The following is a 19586-nucleotide window of genomic DNA, read 5'->3' as shown; positions in this document are numbered from 1 at the left end:
GCCGTCGGCTACGTGAGCCGGGAGCGCGTAAACATGGTGCGGAAATAATAAATCACATTGATTTATTTAACTCAAAAAATTATACTCGACACTTCGTCCTCGCGTTTTCCCGCTTTCGTTCACCTTCCCCCGTCGCATGCAGTCATTTCTCCGCCCCTCGATCCCGGCAAGCGCCGCCAGCGATTCGACTCCCTCCCACATGCGCGGCTCGAACCAGATCGGCATGCGCGAGTTCAACGAGCGCGTCGTGCTGCATGCGATCCGCCTGCATGGCAGCCTGCCGAAGGCCGAACTGGCGCGGCTCACGAACCTGAGCACGCAAACGGTTTCCGTCATCATCAACCGCCTGCTGGAGGAAGGGTTCGTCGTCAAGCGCGACTCGCTGCGCGGCAGAGTGGGGCAGCCTTCGCAGCCGATCGCCCTCAATCCCGAGGGCGCGTTTTCGATCGGCGTGCAGATCGGTCGGCGCAACCTGGACGTGGCCCTGATCGACTTCACCGGCGCGCCGCGCTACCGCAAATCCATCGTGTACGGCATGCCTTCGGTGGAGGCCGTGTTCGGCGAGATCGGCGAGCACCTGGAACGCATCGGGGAATTGCTGGGCAGTGAACGGGCGCGCCGCGTGAGCGGCATCGGCCTGGCCGCGCCGCTGGCCTTTGGCGGCTGGCGCGAACTGGTCGGCCTGTCGCCGCAGGACGCCGACGCCTGGACCCGCACCAACATGCGCGAGCGCCTGCAGCAGATGACGTCCCTGCCGGTGGAGTTCGCGAAGGATACGGCAGCGGCCTGCGTGGCCGAACTGGTGGCCGGACGCGGGCGCAACCTCAAAAGCTACCTGTACGTCTTCGTCGACACCCTGCTCGGCGGCGGCCTGGTCATCAACGGCCAGCCGCATGCCGGCGTCTACGGCAATGCCGGCGCGATCGGCTCGATGCCGCTGGGCGTGGCCGACAGCACCCGCCCCGGCGCGACGCCCCAGCTGCTGGCGACCGCTTCGCTGGCCCGGCTGGAAGAGATGCTGGCGGCCGTCGGGCTGGAGCGCCTGCCCGCCGGCGACGCCCGCCTGCTGCAGGCGCCCTGGGCGCCGGTGACCCGGCACTGGATCGAGGAGGCGGCCGGCGCGATCGCCTTTTCGATCAACACCTCGGCCTGCCTGCTCGACCTGGAAGCCGTGATCGTCGACGGCGCCATGGGCAGCCCCCTGCTAGCCGCCCTGATCGACGCGGTGCGCACGGCCCTGGGCTGCTACAGCTGGCAAGGCATCATGCGCCCGGAAATCCTCGCCGGCGCGATCGGGCGCGACGCCAGGGTGATGGGCGCGGCCTACCTGCCGCTGCACGTCAACTTCGCGCCGGGACACGAGTCGTTTTTGAAATCGAGCAGGGGCTGAGCCGCCACATGGGCACGAGCGAAACATCGCAGACGACGGTCGACAGCCCTGTGGCGCTTGCTCAGCGAGAAACGCAGCAGAAGCTGGGGCGCTGCCTGCTCCGGCTGCAGCAATACGAGCGCCTGCTGAAAGGGCTGGTTGCCACGATGTCGATCGAGGGACACCCGGAGAAATTGGAGGAGGTGCTTGCTGGGCAGGTGGCGGCAGAACAGAAAAAGACCCTGGGGCAGTTGATCCGTAGTTTTACCGATGAGTACATCATCGCTGGTCAACCCATCGATGAAAGCACCACCACGAGCAAGCAGCCCGATATCGCTTCCGATGTGCCGTTCTTTCATATGCGGGTTACACAGCTGATGCCACCCGAGCGTTATCGCCGGACTGCCGCTGCGCTGGTCGAGCTCAGGGATATGCGCAATGACCTGGTGCATCACCTGATCGAGCAATTCGATATATCGACAGAATCCGGCTGCCTGGCCGCAACAACGTATCTCCAGGAGTGCTATCAGAAAATCGACAGCGCCTTCCTGGAACTGAAGTAGATGGCCGAGGCGCGCGACAAAGCCGTCAAAACTTTATTGGAGTCGAAGGAGTTGGAGAACGCGTTCGCTCATGTCCCGGAGCCCGATCCAGGGCGGTAGCGGGCATCGAGACCGGGCAGGTGATGGCCCCGGCGAGCCTCTCTCAGGCGGAGGCGGAAGGATGGACCTCAAGCGCATACCCTGCAGCGAGCATGCGCACGATGGACGGCGGCGTCAGCACGCGCACGGTGGTGGAAGAGGGAAGTGCCGCCGCGGGTGCATAACCGCCGAAACTCCACTCGAGGATTTTTCCCTGCCAGACGAGGTAACCCTTGCCGGCGTGCTCGAACATGGCGCCATCGGGCAGCTCCGCCAGGGGCGCCTCGTAGCTGCGCTTGCCGCCGCCGGGGATGGCCCGCTCGGCGTGCAGCGCGGCGTCGATCTCGGCCATCCGTGTGAAGGTGGCGCCGGCGTCCGGCCTGTTGGCCTGCAGCCATGCCGACTTGAAAGCGACGTGCCGCGCGCGCCGACAGGTGTTGCAGGGACGGTGGCCGGCGGCGAAGGCGGTGGCCTCATCCAGGAAGAAGAGTTCCGAGTAATTCCCTTGTGAGAATACCGGGCGCTTGATGTCGCCATAGGAGAGGCTGCAGGCGACCCAGGCCTTGTGCGCCCAGGGACGGCGGACGGCCTGTAGCTCGTCGTGGAGGATGCCGCGGTTGCCCATCAGGGTACCGCGATCGGGCACCGCATGCAGTTGTCCAAATGGATCCACCCGGTTCTGGAGGGAGCGCCGCGTCATGTTTGACCACCTGTTCGAATGAAACCGTCTGTCTGCTGGGCGCCAGAAACGACAAAGCCCCAAAACTGGGGCTTCGACATATCACGAGCAAGAATTCTGGTCGGGGTGAGAGGATTCGAACCTCCGGCCTCTACGTCCCGAACGTAGCGCTCTACCGGGCTAAGCTACACCCCGACTGGGTTTGAGACGCCGAACCGGCAACGTCTCGGGGAGTCATAATATTAATTTTCTCAGTGGTTCCTGTCAACAGCGAAGCTGCAGAGTTGCAGCAGGCTCTGCTTGTAGACGCTGTCCGGCAATCCGGCGATCGACTCGGCGGCGCGGCGGGCCGCGGCTTCCGCTTCGCGGCGAGTGTAGTCGAGAGCGCCGCTGGAGGTGACGGCGGCCAGCACGGCGTCGAAATGCTGCTCGTCGCCTTGCTCGATGCAGGCGCGCACCAGTTCGCGCTGCTCGGGCGTGCCGTGTTCCATCAGGTAGATCAGGGGCAGGGTCGGCTTGCCTTCGCGCAGGTCGTCGCCGACGTTCTTGCCGATCTCGGTGGCGTCGCCGGCGTAGTCGAGCACGTCGTCGATCAGCTGGAACGCGGTGCCCAGCGAGCGGCCGTATTCGCCGGCCGCGGCCACCTGCTCGTTGCTGGCGCCGGCCACCAGTGCGCCCAGTTCGGCGGCCGCTTCGAACAGCTTGGCGGTCTTCGAGCGGATCACGGTGAGATAGCTCTCGTGCGAGACGTCCGGGTCGTGCATGTTCAGCAGCTGCAGCACTTCGCCTTCGGCGATCACGTTGGTGGCGTCCGACAGGATCTGCATGACGCGCATGTTTTCCAGGCTGACCATCATCTGGAAGGAGCGCGAATACAGGAAGTCGCCGACCAGCACCGAGGCCGCATTGCCGAACAGGGCATTGGCCGTCTGGCGCCCGCGCCGCATCGAGGATTCGTCGACGACGTCGTCGTGCAGGAGGGTCGCGGTGTGGATGAATTCGACGACGGCGGCCAGCTCGTGGTGGGCCGTGCCTTTGTAGCCGTAGGCATTGGCCAGCAGCAGCACGAGGACGGGGCGGATGCGCTTGCCGCCGGCGCTGATGATGTATTCCGCGATCTGGTTGACCAGGCTCACTTCCGAATGCAGGCGCTGGCGGATCACCGTGTTGACCGCGTCCATGTCGGCGGCAATCGAGAGGGTGATGTTGTTCTGTTGTGCTTGAGGGGTAGCGGCGGACAAGGCGAACCTGCGTTAGACGTTGAGATGCGGTTGAAAATGCGGTTGATGTGCGGTGCGGCGATTATACGGTATGCAAGCACAAGCCGTGCCATTTCACCAAGCGTAGCGTGCTGTCGGGCACCGGAAGCGGCCTTGTGGCCGCTACCGGACTCCGTTGCCGCGATGCCACGCCATTGTCGAGGCTGAGCCGGCTTTTGACGCAACTGGGCTATCCGTGTATAATTCCCTGTTCCCCGGCACCAGAGAAGCGCAGCGCGGTCATTGATCGAGTCGCCGCCGCAGGGATTTTTATTAAACAATTGATGAGGTTTTCAATCATGTACGCGGTCATAAAAACCGGTGGCAAGCAGTATAAAGTTGTCGCTGGCGAAAAACTTAAAGTAGAACAGATACCGGCAGACATTGGTTCCGAACTCACGATCGATCAGGTCCTCGCCGTTGGCGCGGGCGAAAGCATCAAGTTTGGTGCTCCCCTGGTCGAAGGTGCGACGGTTCTGGTGAAGGTCGTTTCCCATGGTCGCCACGACAAGGTCCGCATTTTCAAGATGCGCCGTCGTAAGCACTACCAGAAGCGTATGGGCCACCGCCAGAACTTCACCGAAATCCAAGTGGTTTCGATCAACGGCTAATTGCCCCTCTCTTCAAAGTCATCAAGGAGTACTTAAATGGCACACAAAAAAGGCGGCGGCACTACCCGTAACGGCCGCGACTCAGAAAGCAAGCGCCTCGGCGTGAAGGTGTACGGCGGCCAGGCGATCAACGCCGGCGGCATCATCATCCGTCAACGCGGCACCCCAGTGCGTCCAGGCGCCAACGTTGGCCTGGGCAAGGATCACACCCTGTTCGCGCTGGTCGATGGCACTGTGAAGTTCGTCAAGCAAGGCGTCGGCTCGAAGCAGTTCGTGACCGTCGTTGCTAACGAAGCAGTCGCTGCTTAAATAGCATGCGAGCGCCGCCTCGAGCGGCGCACTTTGTAAGGCGCAAGCCTTCCATCAAAAGGCTCTGCCCCAGGTAGGGCCTTTTAGTTTTTTGGCGGTCAAAAATGAAGTTTATCGACGAAGCAAGAATTGAAGTCATCGCGGGCGACGGCGGCAACGGCTGCGCATCGTTCCTGCGCGAGAAGTTCCGTCCATTCGGCGGTCCCGACGGCGGCGACGGCGGCAAGGGCGGCTCGATCTGGGCGGTGGCGGACCGTAACATCAACACGCTGGTCGATTTTCGGTACTCGAAAACCCACCACGCGCGCAACGGCGAACCCGGCCGCGGCTCCGACTGCTACGGCAAGGGCGCGGACGACGTCTACCTGCGCATGCCGGTCGGCACCCTGATCATCGATAACGTCAACGGCGAAATCATCGCCGACCTGACCGAGCACGGCCAGACCGAACTGCTCGCCAAGGGCGGCGAGGGCGGCTGGGGCAACATCCACTTCAAGACCTCGACCAACCGCGCGCCGCGCCAGAAGACCGAGGGTAAGCCAGGCGAACGCCGCGAGCTGCGCCTGGAACTGAAGATCCTGGCCGACGTGGGCCTGCTGGGCATGCCGAACGCCGGCAAGTCGACCTTCATCACGGCCGTCTCGAACGCGCGCCCGAAAGTGGCCGACTATCCGTTCACGACCCTGCATCCGAACCTCGGCGTGGTGCGCGTGTCGCACGCGAAGAGCTTCGTGATCGCGGACATCCCGGGCCTGATCGAAGGCGCCGCCGAAGGCGCGGGCCTCGGCCACCAGTTCCTGCGCCACCTGGCGCGTACGGGCCTGCTGCTGCACATCGTCGACCTGGCGCCCTTCGAGGCGACCGTCGACCCGGTCAAGGAAGCGAAGGCGCTGATCCGCGAGCTGGAAAAGTACGACGAAGAGCTGCTGAACAAGCCGCGCTGGCTGGTGCTCAACAAGCTCGACGTGGTGCCGGAAGAAGAACGCAAGAAGCGCGTCAAGGATTTCGTCAAGAAGATGGCCTGGAAGGGTCCTGTCTTCGAGATCTCGGCCCTGAACCGCGAAGGCTGCCAGGAACTGATCAACGCGATCTACCTGCACCTGGAAGAAAAGCGCGAAGCGGCCAACCGTACCGAAGACACGCCGCAAATGACCGAGGAAGCGCGCGGCATTTCCTCGATCGATCCGGACGATCCGCGTTTCAAGACCATTGAAGAGTAAGCACTTTACCTTCACACGCGCCTGGGCGCGCGGCCAGTTGCTGTCGCTGGTCGGCACCGTCAGTTCGCTGGCGGCGCTCATTGCCATGCTCGACCCGGACCGGGTCGCAACGGCAATGGGCCTGTTTCTCGTTGGCGTGAACGGCTACAGCCAGTTCTACGCCATCTATGTAGGCCTGCGCCTCGCTATCGCGGGGTTGGCATGGCTGGCGGCGAGCCGGGGCGACCAGCCCCTTCTCGGCGATCTCGTTGCACTATTCCTGCTGGCCCAGCCGGCCGGGCGCCTGGTCGCGGCATTCGCGATCGGCCTGCCGCGCGGGACCTTGCTCATCGTATGCGGGATCGAGTTGCTGGCGGGCGTGGCCCTGCTGGCCTTGCGCCCGCGGGATAACAAAAGAGACCCGAGAGTCGCGCCATGAATTCCGTCATCCAGACATCTTCCCGCATCATCGTCAAGGTCGGCTCCTCGCTCGTCACCGACGAGGGCCGCGGCCTCGACCACACCGCGATCGCCCGCTGGGCATCCCAGATCGCCGCACTGCGCGCCCTCGGCAAGGAGGTCGTGCTGGTCAGCTCCGGCGCCATCGCCGAAGGCATGCTGCGCCTCGGCTTCGCCAGCCGCCCGCACGACATCCACGAACTGCAGGCCTGCGCCGCCTGCGGCCAGATGGGCCTGGCCCAGATCTACGAGTCGAGCTTCAGCACCCACGGCGTCAAGACGGCCCAGGTGCTGCTCACGCACGCCGACCTGGCCGACCGCGAGCGCTACCTGAACGCGCGCGCCACCCTGATGACCCTGCTGCGCCTGGGCGTGGTCCCGATCATCAACGAGAACGACACCGTCGTCACCGACGAAATCAAGTTCGGCGACAACGACACCCTCGGCGCCCTGGTCGCCAACCTGATCGAGGCCGACGCCCTTGTCATCCTGACCGACCAGCGCGGCCTGTATTCGGCCGACCCGCGCAAGGACCCGGACGCGAAGCTGATCGAACAGGCGCAGGCGGGCGACGAGGCCCTGGAAGCGATGGCCGGCGGCGCCGGCAGCAGCATCGGGCGCGGCGGCATGCTGACGAAAGTGCTGGCTGCGCGCCGCGCCGCCCGTTCCGGCGCCCACACCGTGATCGCCTGGGGCCGCGAGCCGGACGTGCTCACGCGCCTGGCGAACGGGGAAGCGATCGGCACCCAGTTGAATGCCCCGACCACGCGCCTGAACGCGCGCCGCCAGTGGATGGTCGACCACCTGCACACCGCGGGCGAGGTCGTGCTCGACGCCGGCGCCGTGCAAAAGCTGACGCAAGAGGGCAAGTCGCTGCTGCCGATCGGCGTGCTGGCGGTGAAGGGCGAATTCGGCCGCGGCCAATTGATCACCTGCGTGAGCGAGGCCGGCCTGCCGGTGGCGCGCGGGCTGACCAGCTACACCAGCAGCGAAGTGCGCCGCATCATGCGCCACTCCTCGAACGAGATCGAAGCCATCCTCGGCTACATCGAAGGACCGGAACTGGTCCATCGCGACAACCTTGTCCTGCTCTGAACCCATGACCTCGATTCATCCCGCCGCCGTCGTCCAGGCCCAGCTCGACGCCTACAATGCCAAGGATATCGACGCCCTGATGGCGACCTATGCCTTGGGGGCGCAGCAGTTCACGCTGCACGGGCCGCTGCTGGCCGAGGGCCATGAGGCGATTCGTCCGCGCTACGTCGCCCGCTTCCTGGAGCCGGACCTGCACGCGCGGCTCGTCACGCGCAGCGTCGTCGGCAACATCGTGACGGACGTTGAAGTCGTTACCCGCAATTTCCCCGAAGGCCTGGGCACGGTCGAGATGCTCTGCGTTTATGAAGTGGCCGACGGCCGCATCGTGCGGGCGTCGTTCGCTACCGGCGTCACGACCTTGATCGCCGCCACCCGCTGATCAAAGGCTGGCGGGGCTGTTGCCTGTTCTGTCAGTGGTCGCTTGGGTCCGCGTGGGCTCAAGAGCCCACCCTACCGATGGCGCTAGTGGCGAGTTCATACGAAACACGCATGCCACCCGCGCCCCACGCAACAGCGCCACGCACTCACTTCGGTTCGGCCGCCACCGGCATCGCTGCCGGCGGCGCTTTCGGCTGCCGCTTCCCGTTCAGCAGCACACCAATCAGGGTATGCCGTACCAGCAGCTGGTAAGTCAGCAAACAGGCCAGCGTCGTCATCAGGATGTTCAGCGCCATCTTGGTGATTGGTCCGAACGGCTGGCTGTAGAGCAGGGCGCCGAATCCGATCGTTCCCAGCATATGGACCAGGAATACCCAGTACGAGCTGTCCGACACGTACTGCAGGACCCGGTTCTGCGCCGGCAGGTAGCGCAGCGCCAGCCCGATCAGGCCGAAGCTCCACAGCCAGCTGGTGAGGTTGTAGAGGAAGGCCGACAGGATGGTGATGTGGGGAATGCCATGTTGGTCCGCGAGGAAGGCCCGGAGGACGGCCAGTACCAGCACGAAGCCGGCGCAGCCCGCAGCCGTGTTGCGCCAGGCGCGGGCCGTCAACAGCGGGAACAGCGCGTCCTGGTGGCGGTGCAGGTACAGGCCGAAGACGAAGAACAGCCCGTTATGCACCAGCTCGTTCAGGTTCGGGATGAAGGACCCGTTCGCCGCCAGGATGCCGGCACGGTAAGACGAGCCGACGATGGCCAGCGGGACGGCCAGCGCCAGCGGCCCCCACCACTTCGTCGCCAGGGCCCGGAACGCCGCGTCGGCGCCGCCCCGTACTCCGGCCGGCACCCTGGATGCCAGCGGCGCCAGGCACGCCGTCAGCACGCAGAACCAGATCAGGTAATAGACGAACCACATGTGCATCGTGTTGAACGGCGAGGTCACTTTCGATTTCGCCAGCACCGATTGGTCGAGGCCGGCGCTGCCATAGGCCATCAGGTTCAGGTACAGCAGCATCAATACCGTCGTGCAGACGAGGATCAGCGGCCAGAAGATGGCGAAGGGGAGGGCCAGCCTGCGCAGCCGGTGACGCAACATGCCCGCGGTGCCGCGCCTGCCGACGAGCAGCGCCACGAAGAAACCGGCCAGGATGAAGAACACCGGCATGCGGAAGGCGTGGATAAAGGTGAGCAGCAGGTCGGCGAGCGGGGTGGTCTGGCTGTCGCGCCAGGGCAGGGCGGAAGGGGCGGTGGTGTGGTTGATCGCCACGTGGATGACGATCCCGAGCCACATCATCATGGCGCGCAGGTTATCGAAGGAGTGCAAACGCCGTGATCCGTCCATCGCGTACTTTCCGTGATTGCCACCCTCGGGCGGTGCGGCTTGATTACCGACAGTCGGTATTTTATCGCAGAAAGTTGCTGCAATTACATTGTATGTATGCAATTCCTCTGGTGCCTGGTCGCGCGCCTGCTGCTCAAGCTGGCGGGAGCACGCTCGATCCTGTAGTGTCCGGCGCAATCAATCCGTCCGGCGCGGGCGTCTTGTCGCGGAACTCGCACAGGTCGTTGATGATGCAGTTCCAGCACTTCGGCCGGCGCGCGACGCAGGTGTAGCGGCCGTGCAGGATCAGCCAGTGGTGGGCGTCCAGCAAAAAGTCCTTCGGCACGAACTTCAGCAGCTTCATTTCCACTTCGTCGACGTTCTTGCCCGGCGCGATCTTCGTGCGGTTCGAGACGCGGAAGATGTGGGTGTCGACCGCCATGGCCGGCTCGCCGAAAGCCGTGTTCAGCACCACGTTGGCCGTCTTGCGGCCCACGCCGGGCAGCGACTCCAGCGCTTCGCGCGAATGCGGCACCTCGCCGCCGTACTGGTCGACCAGGATCTGGCAGGTGGCGATCACGTTCTTCGCCTTGGTGTTGTACAGGCCGATGGTCGAGATATAGGTCTTCAGTTCGTCCAGGCCGAGGTCGAGGATCTTCTGCGGCGTGTTCGCCACCGGGTAGAGGCGGCGCGTGGCCTTGTTGACGCCGACGTCGGTCGACTGCGCCGACAGCAGCACGGCGATCAGTAATTCGAACGGTGTCGTGTATTCCAGCTCGGTGGTCGGCTTGGGATTGGCGTTGCGAAAGCGCGTAAATATTTCTAATCGTTTTGCCGGATTCATTAGCTCGTCTTATTCTTTGGGCGGGGCGGGAGGCTCGGCCGGGCTGCTTGCGGCCGCACGCAGGCGGGCGCGCTCCATGGCTGCCGCGATGATCGCGCGCTTGCGTTCCTTCTCGGCCAGTTCTTCGGGCGTGTTGGTGGCTTCGGCGGTGACTTCGCGCATCTTTTCGACGGCCTTGGCTGCCAGCCGCGCCTCGTTTTCCTCGCGCTCGCGTTTCAAGCGCTCGCTGCGGAAATCGTGGCGGGCCCTCGCTGCGTCGGCCGCCGCCTGCGACCAGGCAGCCCATCCGGTGGCGTCGCCGGTGACCGGGACCATGCTGATGCAGTCGACCGGGCAGGGCGCCACGCACAGGTCGCAGCCCGTGCACAGGCTGGGCAGGATGGTGTGCATCTGCTTGGCCGCGCCGGTGATGGCGTCCACCGGGCAGGCCTGGATGCACAGGGTGCAGCCGATGCAGAGCGATTCGTCGATGAAGGCGACCGGACGCGGGCGCTCGATGCCGTTGGCGGGATTGATCGGGATCACCGGGCGCCCGGTGACGCTGGACAGGCGCCGCACGCCTTCCATGCCGCCCGGCGGGCACTGGTTGATCTCGGCTTCGCCACGGGCGATCGCTTCCGCATACGGACGGCAGGCCGGATAGCCGCACTTGGTGCACTGCGTCTGCGGCAGCTGGTCTTCGATCAGGTCGGCAAGGGTCTTGGTCACGGCGGGGCGTCGGGCTAAAGCCGTCATTATCCAATAAATGCGCGATGAAAGGGCAGGCGCGGCGCGGGCGGCGGCGTTCTCAAGCGAGCTCTGCACTGAGTGCTGGAGCGTACAGAAGGAAGTCGCGATCGGTGGCTAACTCCCGGTATGGGCAAGCCAGCCCACATCTATGGGAGGAAACACATGAAAACCAGATTGATTGCGCAAGCCATGATTGCGGCTCTACTAGCCGCCAGTTTCCCGGCAACTGCCCAGGACCGCGGTTACGACCGCGCCCAGGAGCGCCGCGAAGACCGCCGCGACGATCGGCGTGAAGACCGGCGCGATTACCGCGACGCCCAGCGCGAAGCACGCCGCGACTACCGCGACGCCCAACGCGAAGCGCGCCGCGACGCCAGGGACGACCGCCGCGACTACCGCCAGGCCCGCGGCGCCGGACCGCGCCACGACCTCTACCGCGGCCAGCGCCTGCCGCCGGTGTACCACACCCGCCATTACGTGGTCGACAACTGGCGCGCCCACCGCCTGAGCGCGCCGCCGCGCGGACACCACTGGGTGCAGGTCGGTAACGACTACGTGCTGGCCGCGATCGCGACCGGCATCATCGCCAGCGTATTCCTGGGCAACTGAGCCGGCGATCGCGTCGGCAACCGAACGGGCATGTGCGAAGGCCGCTGTTATCATGGCGACATGCCAGGACAGCGGCCTTTGCCCCTATCGGAGAACACAATGAACGAATGGATCATCGCCCCTTTGCTGGCTGCCGACGGAACGGCGACACACCGTCCCGGCAGCAATAACAGCGAAGTGGACAAGGATAAACACGAGACGCCGCCGGAAGACCGCCGCCACGGCGACCGGCGCGAACACCACGACGACGATGTCGACACCGACTTCGCGCGTGGGGAAGACCGGCGCGAAGACGCGCCTTGATCACCCTGCGGTGACATAAAAAAATGCCGCGCAGTGCGCGGCATTCTCGTTTTCGCTACATCCGGTCAGCTGAATTCGCGGATGAACGCGCCGATCTTCGGGCAGATGACGTCGCGCCAGCGGCGGCCCGAGAAGATGCCGTAGTGGCCGGCCTTCGGCGCCACGAAGTCGCGCTTCATGTGCTCCGGAATGCTGCTGCACAGGTCGTGCGCGGCCTGGGTCTGGCCGGCGCCCGAGATGTCGTCGAGCTCGCCTTCGATGGTGAACAGGGCCACGGTCTTGATGTCCTGCGGGCGGACCAGCTGGCCGCCGACTTCCCAGGTGCCTGCCGGCAGGCGGAATTCCTGGAACACGGTCTTGATGGTGTCGAGGTAGTACTCGGCCGGCATGTCGAGCACGGCGTTGTACTCGTCGTAGAACTGGCGGTGGCTCTCCGCCGATTCGTCGTCGCCGCGCACCAGGTGCTGGTAGAACTCGCGGTGGCTCTGGGCGTGGCGGCCCGGGTTCATGGCGATGAAGCCGGCGTGCTGCAGGAAGCCCGGATAGACCTTGCGGCCGAAGCCCGGGTAATTGCCCGGCACCGAATAGATCACGGTGTTTTCGAACCACGAGAAGGGCTTTTCGGTGGCCAGGTCGTTGACGGCGGTCGGCGACTTGCGCGGGTCGATCGGGCCGCCCATCATCGTCATCGTCTTCGGCAGCTTCGGATCGTTATTCGACGCCATCAGCGAGATGGCGGCCAGCACCGGCACGGTCGGCTGGCAGACGGAAATGACGTGCACGTCCGGGCCGAGGGCGCGGATGAAGTCCTGCACGTAATAGATGTAGTCGTGCAGGTGGAAGGGGCCGTCGGACAGCGGCACCATGCGCGCGTCGATCCAGTCGGTGATGAACACGTCGTGGTCGGGCAGCAGGGCGCGCACCGTGTCGCGCAGCAGCGTCGAGTGGTGGCCGGACAGGGGCGCGACCAGCAGCACGGTCGGCTGGGCCAGGCTGGCGGCGGCCGCTTCGGGCAGGGCTTTCTTGAAATGCAGCAGCTTGCAGAATGGCTTGGTGACGGCGGCTTCTTCGATGATGCCGACTGTCTCGCCCTTGATCGTGGTGGTGTCGATGCCGAACGCCGGTTTTTCGTAGTCCTTGCCCAGGCGGTACATCAGCTCGTACCCGGCGGCGATACGCTGGGAAAACGGAGTGTGGGCAAAAGGGGAAACCGGGTTCGAAAACAGCTTCGATGACGCATCCGCCCATTGCATCAGCGGGGTCAGGAAGGAGCGTTGCATCTCGTGCAATTGGTAGAGCATAGTAATCCTTCGTGTGGTGCGCGTCGCGCGTCCTGCGCGATTTCATCAAATCATTATAGGGTAACTCGCTTGTCCGTTGGAAATATCTGTTCCCGACCGGACTGCGTTTCGATGCGCGCTTAGAGGTTTTATACACCCCTTTACGATAGGGCGTCAGTGATGCGACACACATAAAAACAAATGCCCCGGAGGACCGGGGCATTGTCGTATTTGAGTAACTGAGCCGAATTAATCGAACACCGGCGTCTCGACGCCGAGGATCTTGTGCAGCTTCGGCGAGGTCGTCGTGTACTGCATGTGGATCTTCTTGTCCGGGAAGATGTACGGGGCGGCGCCGAAGGCGGCCAGGGCCGCTTCGTGGAAGCCCGACAGGATCAGCTTCTTCTTGCCCGGGTAGGTGTTGATGTCGCCCACGGCGAAGATGCCCGGCACGTTGGTTTCGAACTTCTCGGTGTCGACCACTTTCAGCTGCTTGCGTTCGATGTCCAGGCCCCACTCGGCGATCGGGCCGAGCTTCGGCGACAGGCCGAAGAAGACCATCAGCATGTCGAGCGGGACGCGGCGGGTGACGCCGTCGGCGCCGGTGACCTTGACTTCGCTCAGCTGGCCGTCTTTTTCGTCAAAGCCGGTGACCTGGCCGGTGATCAGCTGCATCTCGTACTCGTCGCACAGCTGCTTCATCTTGGCGACCGAAGCAGGTGCTGCGCGGAAGTCTTCGCGGCGGTGCACCAGCACGACCGATTCGGCCTTGCCGACGAAGTTCAGGGCCCAGTCCAGGGCGGAGTCGCCGCCGCCGCAGATGACCAGGTTCTTGCCTTCGAACAGGGCCGGATCCTTGACGCGGTAGTGCAGCTGGCTGCCTTCGAACTTGTCGATGCCGTCGACCTTGATCGTGCGCGCCTGGAACGAACCGACGCCGGCGGCGATGAAGATGGTCTTGGTGATGAACTGGGTACCGGTCGAGGTCTCGACGTTGAAGCGGCCGTCTTCGCGGCGCTGCACGGTGGTCACTTCCTGGCCCAGGTGGAAGGTCGGCTCGAACGGCTCGATCTGCTTGAGCAGGTTGTCGGTCAGTTCCTGGCCGGTGCACACGGGCACGGCAGGGATGTCGTAGATCGGCTTGTCCGGATACAGTTCCACGCACTGGCCGCCGACGGCTGCCAGCGAGTCGATGACGTGGGCCTTGATCTCGAGCAGGCCGAGTTCGAAGACCTGGAACAGGCCGACCGGGCCCGCGCCGATGATGACAGCGTCGGCGTCGATGGCGCCGGCAAACGAACTGTTAGGGGCGATGCTGCCCGCATCGTGGGTGGCACTGATAGTCATGCACTAATCCTGTTGATTTTTGAAATGAGAGGCGCGGGCGCCGTGCTTCTGATGCGTGCCCGATGTTGCGATGGCCGCTAGTGTGCCATGGATGGAGCGACGCTGCTGACGACGGCTGAAAACCGGCGCCAGCAGGCGCTGGAGCTGCTGCGCTTGCGCTTAGCGCGCCAGCTGGTCCAGCTTGCTCTTGACGTCTTTCCACTCTTCCGCGTCGGGAAGGGCCGGCTTGGTCTTGGTGATCGACGGCCAGAAGCGCGACAGGTCGGCGTTGAGCTTGATGAATTGCTGCTGGTCGCCCGGCACGTCTTCCTCGGCATAGATCGCATTGACCGGGCACTCGGCCACGCAAACGGCGCAGTCGATGCACTCGTCGGGATCAATCGCGAGGAAATTCGGGCCTTCCCGGAAACAATCGACCGGGCATACATCGACGCAGTCGGTATACCGGCAGCGGATGCACGATTCGGTGACAACGTGGGTCATAACAGTCCTATCTATGGTGGGGTGCCGCAGCGTCAGCGCGAGGTGAGGCCGCCAACATGGCAAAGCACTGTATTTTAGGGCAATTCAGCTTTTCCTACAAATTACGCTTAGACACAATATACATAAGCAAATGAGCTGCGTGACGCGCGATTTGGGTGGTCCGCGGCGGTTCATCGGGCGGTTGAACGCGTGGGCGGCGCACGCAACGCCGCTGCCAAGAGACCTGGGTGGAGCCGACCACCCTACGTCGTATGCTGCCATGCCGGCTGTTTGCCGTAGGGTGGTCGGCTCCACCCGAACGCATGAGCAGCTTTCAACCTTGACGTCTGCTTCGCGTGATGCGGGCATCTAGCCCGCACCACTCCACGCGTTCAACCCGTGCCAGCAGACCCGGAAGCCTTCAGGTGCGCCAGCAGGGCCGGCCACTCCGTCGCCCCGAGCGACCCATCGTCAGCCAGCACCACCGACTTGCAGCGTCCCCCATCCTCGACCGTGATCTCCCAGCGCGGCAGGTCCGCCCCGACCGCGCAGGACGGCGCGGCGCCGAAAAAATCGACCCGGTGCAGCAGCGCTTCGAGGTCGCGTCCACCGGGGAGGCAGGCCGTGTCGAGCTCGACCTGCCGCGCGAGGCCGGCGAAGCCGCCGGTCAGGTTGGCACGGATCTTCACGAACGGTCCGCCGCCGCCGCGGTTGCAATGGCCGCGGCCGCCATCGCGCTCGACTCGTCGGGCGCCGGCATCTCGTTCGTGCCTTCGCCGGCCGGCCCGTTGCGCCCGCGCTCGGCGCACCAGCGCGCCAGGGCCTGGGCTTCGGCCTCGAGCACGCGTTCGATGTTGTAGTACTCGGCCAGGTTCATGGTGCCGCAGCAGGCGCGCCGGTCCTGCTGGGCGCCCGGCGCGTCGCAGACGCCGGCGGCCAGCCGCCTGAAGCCGCCCGAGGTCAGGGATGCGGCCAGGGGCGAGGCGGTGTCGGTCGGATCGGCCGGGGCCGGCGCTTCGCCCGCATACTCGGGTTCGGCCACCACTTCGCGGATCGTGAACTGGTGGCGGATGGCGTCGCTCCAGGCGGCCGGCTTGCCGTCCTCCAGGGTCAGGCGCAGCATCTCGTTGGCGACGTCGGCATAGGTGGCGGCAATGTCGGGGGCCGCGACGAGGGCGCGCAGCACCAGCCCGCGCAGCCAGGCCGCGACCCGGTGCAGCACGGCGGCGTCGTCCTCGAAGGCCGGGTTGCGCTCGAGCGCGAAGATGTCGGCCAGGATGTCGTACACGGCGCCCGTGAACACCTGCGAGATCGCATGCACCTGGGTGCCCGCCTGGGACAGCGTCAGGTCGTTGTCGGCGTTCCTCAGCCCGGTGGTGCCGCCCAGCGCCAGCCCGAACTGCTCGGCGATGTCGGCCAGGAAGGTCTTGTCGTGCAGGCGGGCCTTGGTCTGGGCCACCACCGCTTCGCACTGGTCGAGCTGCGAGAGCGCCAGGAAGATCGCGGTGAGGTCGCCGAAGGCTTCGTGCATGCCGCCGGTTTGCGGCGGCGCGTCGGCCAGCAGCCAGTGGGGTTTCAGGCCATCCAGGACGGCATGGCCGGTTTCGTGGGCGACAATGTCGAAGGAGCGGCAGGTGAACACCCGCTCGCTCTGCCCGGAGGGCACGAAGTCGCCGAACTTCAGGCAATTCTGGGTGCGGCTGTAGAAGGCGTTCATCACGTTCGGCAGGCCGTAGGGGAAGATCTGCAGCGGCGCCGTGTCGATGCTGCTGTTCCATTGCCAGGGCAGCGGCATTTCGGCGCCGGCCGAGGACAGCGAGCGCTGGTACATGGTGAGGGTCTGGCGCACCACGGCAAAGGTGTGGACGGCGTCGAACTGCGGCGTGTCCGGCATGGTCACGAAGTCGCCGAAGGCGTTCGGCTCCACCGGGGAGATACCAGGCGCGCCTGACGAGATGCGAGCATCTCTAGGGCCGGCCAGCACGATGCCCGGCAGGAAGGCCTTGCGCGTGCCCATCTCCAGCACCGACGGGTCCTGCTTCCACATCAGCACCCGCGCACCGAAGGCATAGGGCAGGGGAACATCGGGGTTGGGCGGGGCGTCGGCACCGCGCGGCATGCCCGGCTGGTCGAGCAGTTTGGCGGCCTTGCGGTGCTGGCGGTAGGCGGCGCTCGGGGTGGGAACGAAGGCGACCGGGGGCTGGTCGCGCTCGGCGGTGACGGGGTCGTCGGGCAGCAGGGCTCGATGTTGTTCCATGGCGCATCCTCACGTAATTGAGATATCTCATTAACTGAGCTCATCAAATACTCGCGCCCCGGGCGGATCGGGTTTTGACCCGTATCAATTGCACAGTGGACTGGCATCAGCTCCATGCAACTGGCATCATGGCGGATTGTCTTGCGTTACAGAGGAAGGAAACACAGATGGCGGACATCCAGATCGTCCAGGAACACAACCTGAGCCCTGATGCGGCGCGCGCCGCGGCGCAACAGGTGGCCGACAAGGTGGCCGCCGAATTCGGCATGCAGTGCCGCTGGGATGGGGATGTGTTGCGTTTCGAACGCAGCGGTGTGGAAGGCGCCCTGACCCTGGGCGAGCAGCGCGCGGCGCTGCGGATCAAGCTCGGATTCCTGATGAGCGCCTTCGGGCCCGCGATCGAGGCGAAGGTCAGCGACAAGATGCGCCGGGTGTTTGCCGCGGCGTGAGGGGTTGGTAGGGTGGACACTTGTGTCCACGCGGTCTCATCGCTTGATCGATGTTGCCGTCACTGGAACCCTTGCGGCATGCCCCGGTGCGACCGCGTGGGCACAAGTGCCCACCCTACAACATCAGCCCTTCAGCTCTTCGATCAGATCGATGTACTGCTGCATCGCTTCCTCTTTCGAGGTGCCTTTCAGGCCGTCCCACGCGTCGAACTTGGCGCGGCCGACCATGTCGGTGAAGCCCGGGCGCTCGCCGGTGGCGTCGCCCACGGAGGCCTGCTTGAACAGCGCGTAAATCTTCAGCAAGGTCATGTTGTCCGGGCGTTCCGGCAGGTTCTTCGAATCGGCCTGGGCCTGGGTGAACTGGTCTTGCAAGCTCATAATAATTCCTCTCGGTGGTTGCTCAATAAGCATTGACGGTTAGGCAATGCACGCGGCCATCTTAGCGCACCGTGCCTCGGAGGATGGGGTTTTGCGCCGCATTTTAGAGGGCATGCTCGACCTTGGCCGCCCCTGGAAAAGCAAACGGCGCCCGCGGGCGCCGTCATCCTTGCCTGAGGCTTGGACGTTTACACTGCCAGCAGTTCGACGTCGAAGATCAGGGTGGCGTTCGGCGGGATCACGCCGCCGGCGCCGCGTGCGCCGTAGCCGAGGTTGGCCGGAATCGTCAGGCGGCGCTGGCCGCCGACCTTCATGCCCTGCACGCCTTCGTCCCAGCCGCGGATCACGTGGCCGGCGCCCAGCGGGAACTGGAACGGGTCGTTGCGGTCCTTGCTCGAATCGAACTTCGCGCCTGCCGTGCCGTCGTCGTTGCGCAGCCAGCCGGTGTAGTGGACGGTGACGTAGGCGCCGGCTTTCGCCTCGGCGCCTTCGCCGACGACGGTGTCTTCGTACTGCAGGCCGGATGCGGTGGTGGTAGTGGTCATGTTGTTCCTTCTATATGCGGGATTGAGGGGGCGATTGTAGTGCATGGTGCCGCAACGCGCTATTCGGGACGCCTCACGGCACCTTCACTTTAACTTTGTCTACAATGACCTTTTGATTCCTGGAAGCGCCCGACCATGCCAGCACCTGTCCCGTTCGTCCACCGGAGTGAGTCATGAACCGCGTCGCCGGCGCCTGGCGCCGCGCCCTGCGCGCCCAGTTCTCGCGGCGCATGCTGGCGCTGTCCTTCCTGCCGCTGCTGCTGGCGCTGCTGGTCTGGGGCGGCCTGCTGTGGGCATTTTTGCCGGGCCTGCTCGACTGGCTGCACGCATTGTTCCTCGACTACGGCTGGTTCCAGTCGAGCGGTGGCATGCTGTCGACCCTGGGCCTGGGGGCGCTGAAAGTGGTCGTGGTGCCGATGATGGCCATCATCCTGCTGCTGCCGGTGATGATAGCCTCGTCGCTGCTGTTCATGGGCATCTTCGCGATGCCCGCGATCGAGCGCCACGTCAGCCGGCGCGACTATCCGAAGCTCGAGCAGAAGGAGGGCGGCAGCTTCGCCGGCAGCGTCTGGATGAACGTGACGAGCGTGGTGGTGTTCGCGCTGCTGTGGCTGTGCACGGTGCCGCTGTACGCGATCCCGCCGCTGGCGGTGCTGGTGCAGGCCGCGCTGTGGGGCTGGGTGGCTTCGCGCGTGATGAGCTACGACGCCCTGGCCGCCCACGCCAGCACCGCCGAGCGCAAGACCATCATGCACCGGCACCGCTGGCCGCTGCTGGCGATCGGCATGGCCTCGGGCGCGCTCGGCGCCTTGCCCGGCATCGCCTGGATGGGCGGCGCCGTGCTGGCGGTGGTGCTGTTCCCGGTGCTCGCCATCCTGTCGGCCTGGCTTTATCTCGTGATCTTTTTGTTCACAGGATTGTGGTACCAATACTATTGCTTGCAGGCCCTGGAAGAGCTGCGCCTGGCCGATGCGGGCGCCCTGGCGCCGGCCTGAAAAAACGGCCGCGCAGACCCTGCCGGCTCGGCCGTGTAGGAGTGGAATACCCATGCCTGTAGGCATCAAT

General features: G+C 64.9%; 24 protein-coding genes and 1 tRNA gene. 12 read left to right on the top strand and 13 right to left on the bottom strand.

Translation table 11 applies throughout. From position 1 onward, the window contains the following. Positions 1-136 precede the first annotated feature (136 nt). Together ACWCIA_RS08265 and ACWCIA_RS08260 are read left to right on the top strand one after the other, a co-directional pair. A complete protein-coding gene (locus tag ACWCIA_RS08265) occupies positions 137-1390 on the top strand; it encodes an ROK family transcriptional regulator (RefSeq protein WP_454162241.1) in 1254 nt (417 codons plus the stop codon). An 8-nt stretch (positions 1391-1398) separates the two neighbouring features. Next, on the top strand, positions 1399-1932 hold the full coding sequence (locus ACWCIA_RS08260) for a hypothetical protein (protein ID WP_454162239.1): 534 nt from the start codon (positions 1399-1401) through the stop codon (positions 1930-1932). Positions 1933-2074: 142 nt separating this feature from the next. Here the strand turns inward: ACWCIA_RS08260 and ACWCIA_RS08255 are convergent, their stop codons facing one another. The 3 genes from ACWCIA_RS08255 to ispB all read right to left on the bottom strand — a co-directional run bounded on the left by ACWCIA_RS08255 (position 2075) and on the right by ispB (position 3930). Beyond that, the gene (locus ACWCIA_RS08255; RefSeq protein ID WP_454162237.1) at positions 2075-2683 is read right to left on the bottom strand and encodes a hypothetical protein; all 609 of its coding nucleotides are present in this window, start codon (positions 2681-2683) and stop codon (positions 2075-2077) included. 124 nt (positions 2684-2807) lie between these two features. Continuing rightward, positions 2808-2884: transfer RNA gene (locus ACWCIA_RS08250), tRNA-Pro, on the bottom strand. Between the two features lie 56 nt (positions 2885-2940). Beyond that, positions 2941-3930, bottom strand: a complete 990-nt coding sequence (gene ispB, locus ACWCIA_RS08245; protein ID WP_454162236.1) for an octaprenyl diphosphate synthase — start codon at positions 3928-3930, stop codon at positions 2941-2943. Positions 3931-4247: 317 nt separating this feature from the next. On the opposite strand from ispB, the gene rplU reads away from it, so the two are divergent. The 6 genes from rplU to ACWCIA_RS08215 all read left to right on the top strand — a co-directional run bounded on the left by rplU (position 4248) and on the right by ACWCIA_RS08215 (position 8000). Continuing rightward, the gene (gene rplU, locus ACWCIA_RS08240) at positions 4248-4559 is read left to right on the top strand and encodes a 50S ribosomal protein L21 (protein ID WP_454162474.1); all 312 of its coding nucleotides are present in this window, start codon (positions 4248-4250) and stop codon (positions 4557-4559) included. Between the two features lie 36 nt (positions 4560-4595). Then, positions 4596-4868 carry a 50S ribosomal protein L27 gene (gene rpmA, locus ACWCIA_RS08235; protein ID WP_454162235.1) on the top strand — a complete coding sequence of 91 codons (273 nt, stop codon included), beginning with the start codon at positions 4596-4598 and terminating at the stop codon, positions 4866-4868. Positions 4869-4972: 104 nt separating this feature from the next. Continuing rightward, positions 4973-6088 (top strand): GTPase ObgE, encoded by a 1116-nt coding sequence (obgE, locus tag ACWCIA_RS08230; RefSeq protein WP_454162233.1) that lies wholly within the window; start codon positions 4973-4975, stop codon positions 6086-6088. Beyond that, positions 6078-6506 (top strand): hypothetical protein, encoded by a 429-nt coding sequence (locus tag ACWCIA_RS08225; protein ID WP_454162231.1) that lies wholly within the window; start codon positions 6078-6080, stop codon positions 6504-6506. The genes obgE and ACWCIA_RS08225 overlap by 11 nt, the downstream gene beginning before the upstream one ends. Next, positions 6503-7621 (top strand): glutamate 5-kinase, encoded by a 1119-nt coding sequence (gene proB, locus ACWCIA_RS08220; RefSeq protein WP_454162229.1) that lies wholly within the window; start codon positions 6503-6505, stop codon positions 7619-7621. The genes ACWCIA_RS08225 and proB overlap by 4 nt, the downstream gene beginning before the upstream one ends. A 4-nt stretch (positions 7622-7625) precedes the next feature. After that, a complete protein-coding gene (locus tag ACWCIA_RS08215; protein WP_454162227.1) occupies positions 7626-8000 on the top strand; it encodes a nuclear transport factor 2 family protein in 375 nt (124 codons plus the stop codon). Positions 8001-8145: 145 nt separating this feature from the next. On the opposite strand, the gene ACWCIA_RS08210 is transcribed toward ACWCIA_RS08215, so the two are convergent. The 3 genes from ACWCIA_RS08210 to rsxB form a co-directional block, all read right to left on the bottom strand. Beyond that, complete coding sequence (locus tag ACWCIA_RS08210; RefSeq protein WP_454162225.1) at positions 8146-9321, bottom strand: acyltransferase family protein; 1176 nt, start codon at positions 9319-9321, stop codon at positions 8146-8148. Between the two features lie 151 nt (positions 9322-9472). Then, positions 9473-10162, bottom strand: coding sequence for an endonuclease III (gene nth / locus ACWCIA_RS08205; protein WP_454162223.1), 690 nt, complete (start codon positions 10160-10162; stop codon positions 9473-9475). A 9-nt stretch (positions 10163-10171) separates the two neighbouring features. Beyond that, positions 10172-10966 (bottom strand): electron transport complex subunit RsxB, encoded by a 795-nt coding sequence (gene rsxB / locus ACWCIA_RS08200; RefSeq protein ID WP_454162222.1) that lies wholly within the window; start codon positions 10964-10966, stop codon positions 10172-10174. 87 nt (positions 10967-11053) lie between these two features. Here rsxB and ACWCIA_RS08195 point away from each other — a divergent pair, with 87 nt between their 5' ends. Together ACWCIA_RS08195 and ACWCIA_RS08190 are read left to right on the top strand one after the other, a co-directional pair. Beyond that, complete coding sequence (locus ACWCIA_RS08195) at positions 11054-11500, top strand: RcnB family protein (RefSeq protein WP_454162220.1); 447 nt, start codon at positions 11054-11056, stop codon at positions 11498-11500. A gap of 99 nt (positions 11501-11599) precedes the next feature. Beyond that, a complete protein-coding gene (locus ACWCIA_RS08190) occupies positions 11600-11803 on the top strand; it encodes a hypothetical protein (RefSeq protein WP_454162218.1) in 204 nt (67 codons plus the stop codon). A gap of 65 nt (positions 11804-11868) precedes the next feature. Here ACWCIA_RS08190 and ACWCIA_RS08185 read toward each other — a convergent pair whose 3' ends face one another. The 5 genes from ACWCIA_RS08185 to ACWCIA_RS08165 all read right to left on the bottom strand — a co-directional run bounded on the left by ACWCIA_RS08185 (position 11869) and on the right by ACWCIA_RS08165 (position 17149). Further along, the gene (locus ACWCIA_RS08185; protein WP_454162216.1) at positions 11869-13104 is read right to left on the bottom strand and encodes a polyhydroxyalkanoate depolymerase; all 1236 of its coding nucleotides are present in this window, start codon (positions 13102-13104) and stop codon (positions 11869-11871) included. A gap of 228 nt (positions 13105-13332) precedes the next feature. After that, a complete protein-coding gene (locus ACWCIA_RS08180; protein ID WP_454162214.1) occupies positions 13333-14430 on the bottom strand; it encodes an NAD(P)/FAD-dependent oxidoreductase in 1098 nt (365 codons plus the stop codon). A gap of 159 nt (positions 14431-14589) precedes the next feature. Then, complete coding sequence (gene fdxA / locus ACWCIA_RS08175) at positions 14590-14913, bottom strand: ferredoxin FdxA (RefSeq protein WP_454162212.1); 324 nt, start codon at positions 14911-14913, stop codon at positions 14590-14592. Between the two features lie 371 nt (positions 14914-15284). Continuing rightward, the gene (locus tag ACWCIA_RS08170) at positions 15285-15581 is read right to left on the bottom strand and encodes a protealysin inhibitor emfourin (RefSeq protein ID WP_454162210.1); all 297 of its coding nucleotides are present in this window, start codon (positions 15579-15581) and stop codon (positions 15285-15287) included. Next, positions 15578-17149 carry a hypothetical protein gene (locus tag ACWCIA_RS08165; protein ID WP_454162208.1) on the bottom strand — a complete coding sequence of 524 codons (1572 nt, stop codon included), beginning with the start codon at positions 17147-17149 and terminating at the stop codon, positions 15578-15580. Before ACWCIA_RS08165 ends, ACWCIA_RS08170 begins: the two co-directional genes overlap by 4 nt. A 167-nt stretch (positions 17150-17316) precedes the next feature. Between ACWCIA_RS08165 and ACWCIA_RS08160 the strand changes: the two genes are divergently transcribed. Further along, positions 17317-17598: a polyhydroxyalkanoic acid system family protein gene (locus ACWCIA_RS08160; protein WP_454162206.1), complete on the top strand. Its 282-nt coding sequence runs from the start codon at positions 17317-17319 to the stop codon at positions 17596-17598. Between the two features lie 123 nt (positions 17599-17721). Here the strand turns inward: ACWCIA_RS08160 and ACWCIA_RS08155 are convergent, their stop codons facing one another. Both ACWCIA_RS08155 and ACWCIA_RS08150 read right to left on the bottom strand, forming a co-directional pair. Continuing rightward, positions 17722-17976 (bottom strand): acyl-CoA-binding protein, encoded by a 255-nt coding sequence (locus tag ACWCIA_RS08155; protein WP_454162204.1) that lies wholly within the window; start codon positions 17974-17976, stop codon positions 17722-17724. Positions 17977-18164: 188 nt separating this feature from the next. Further along, a complete protein-coding gene (locus ACWCIA_RS08150) occupies positions 18165-18521 on the bottom strand; it encodes an FKBP-type peptidyl-prolyl cis-trans isomerase (RefSeq protein ID WP_454162202.1) in 357 nt (118 codons plus the stop codon). A 173-nt stretch (positions 18522-18694) separates the two neighbouring features. Between ACWCIA_RS08150 and ACWCIA_RS08145 the strand changes: the two genes are divergently transcribed. Then, positions 18695-19516 (top strand): EI24 domain-containing protein, encoded by an 822-nt coding sequence (locus ACWCIA_RS08145; protein WP_454162200.1) that lies wholly within the window; start codon positions 18695-18697, stop codon positions 19514-19516. The last annotated feature ends 70 nt before the right edge of the window (positions 19517-19586 follow it).

This window comes from Massilia sp. SYSU DXS3249 (assembly GCF_053668055.1).
This window is presented reverse-complemented; position numbering and strand designations above follow the sequence as displayed.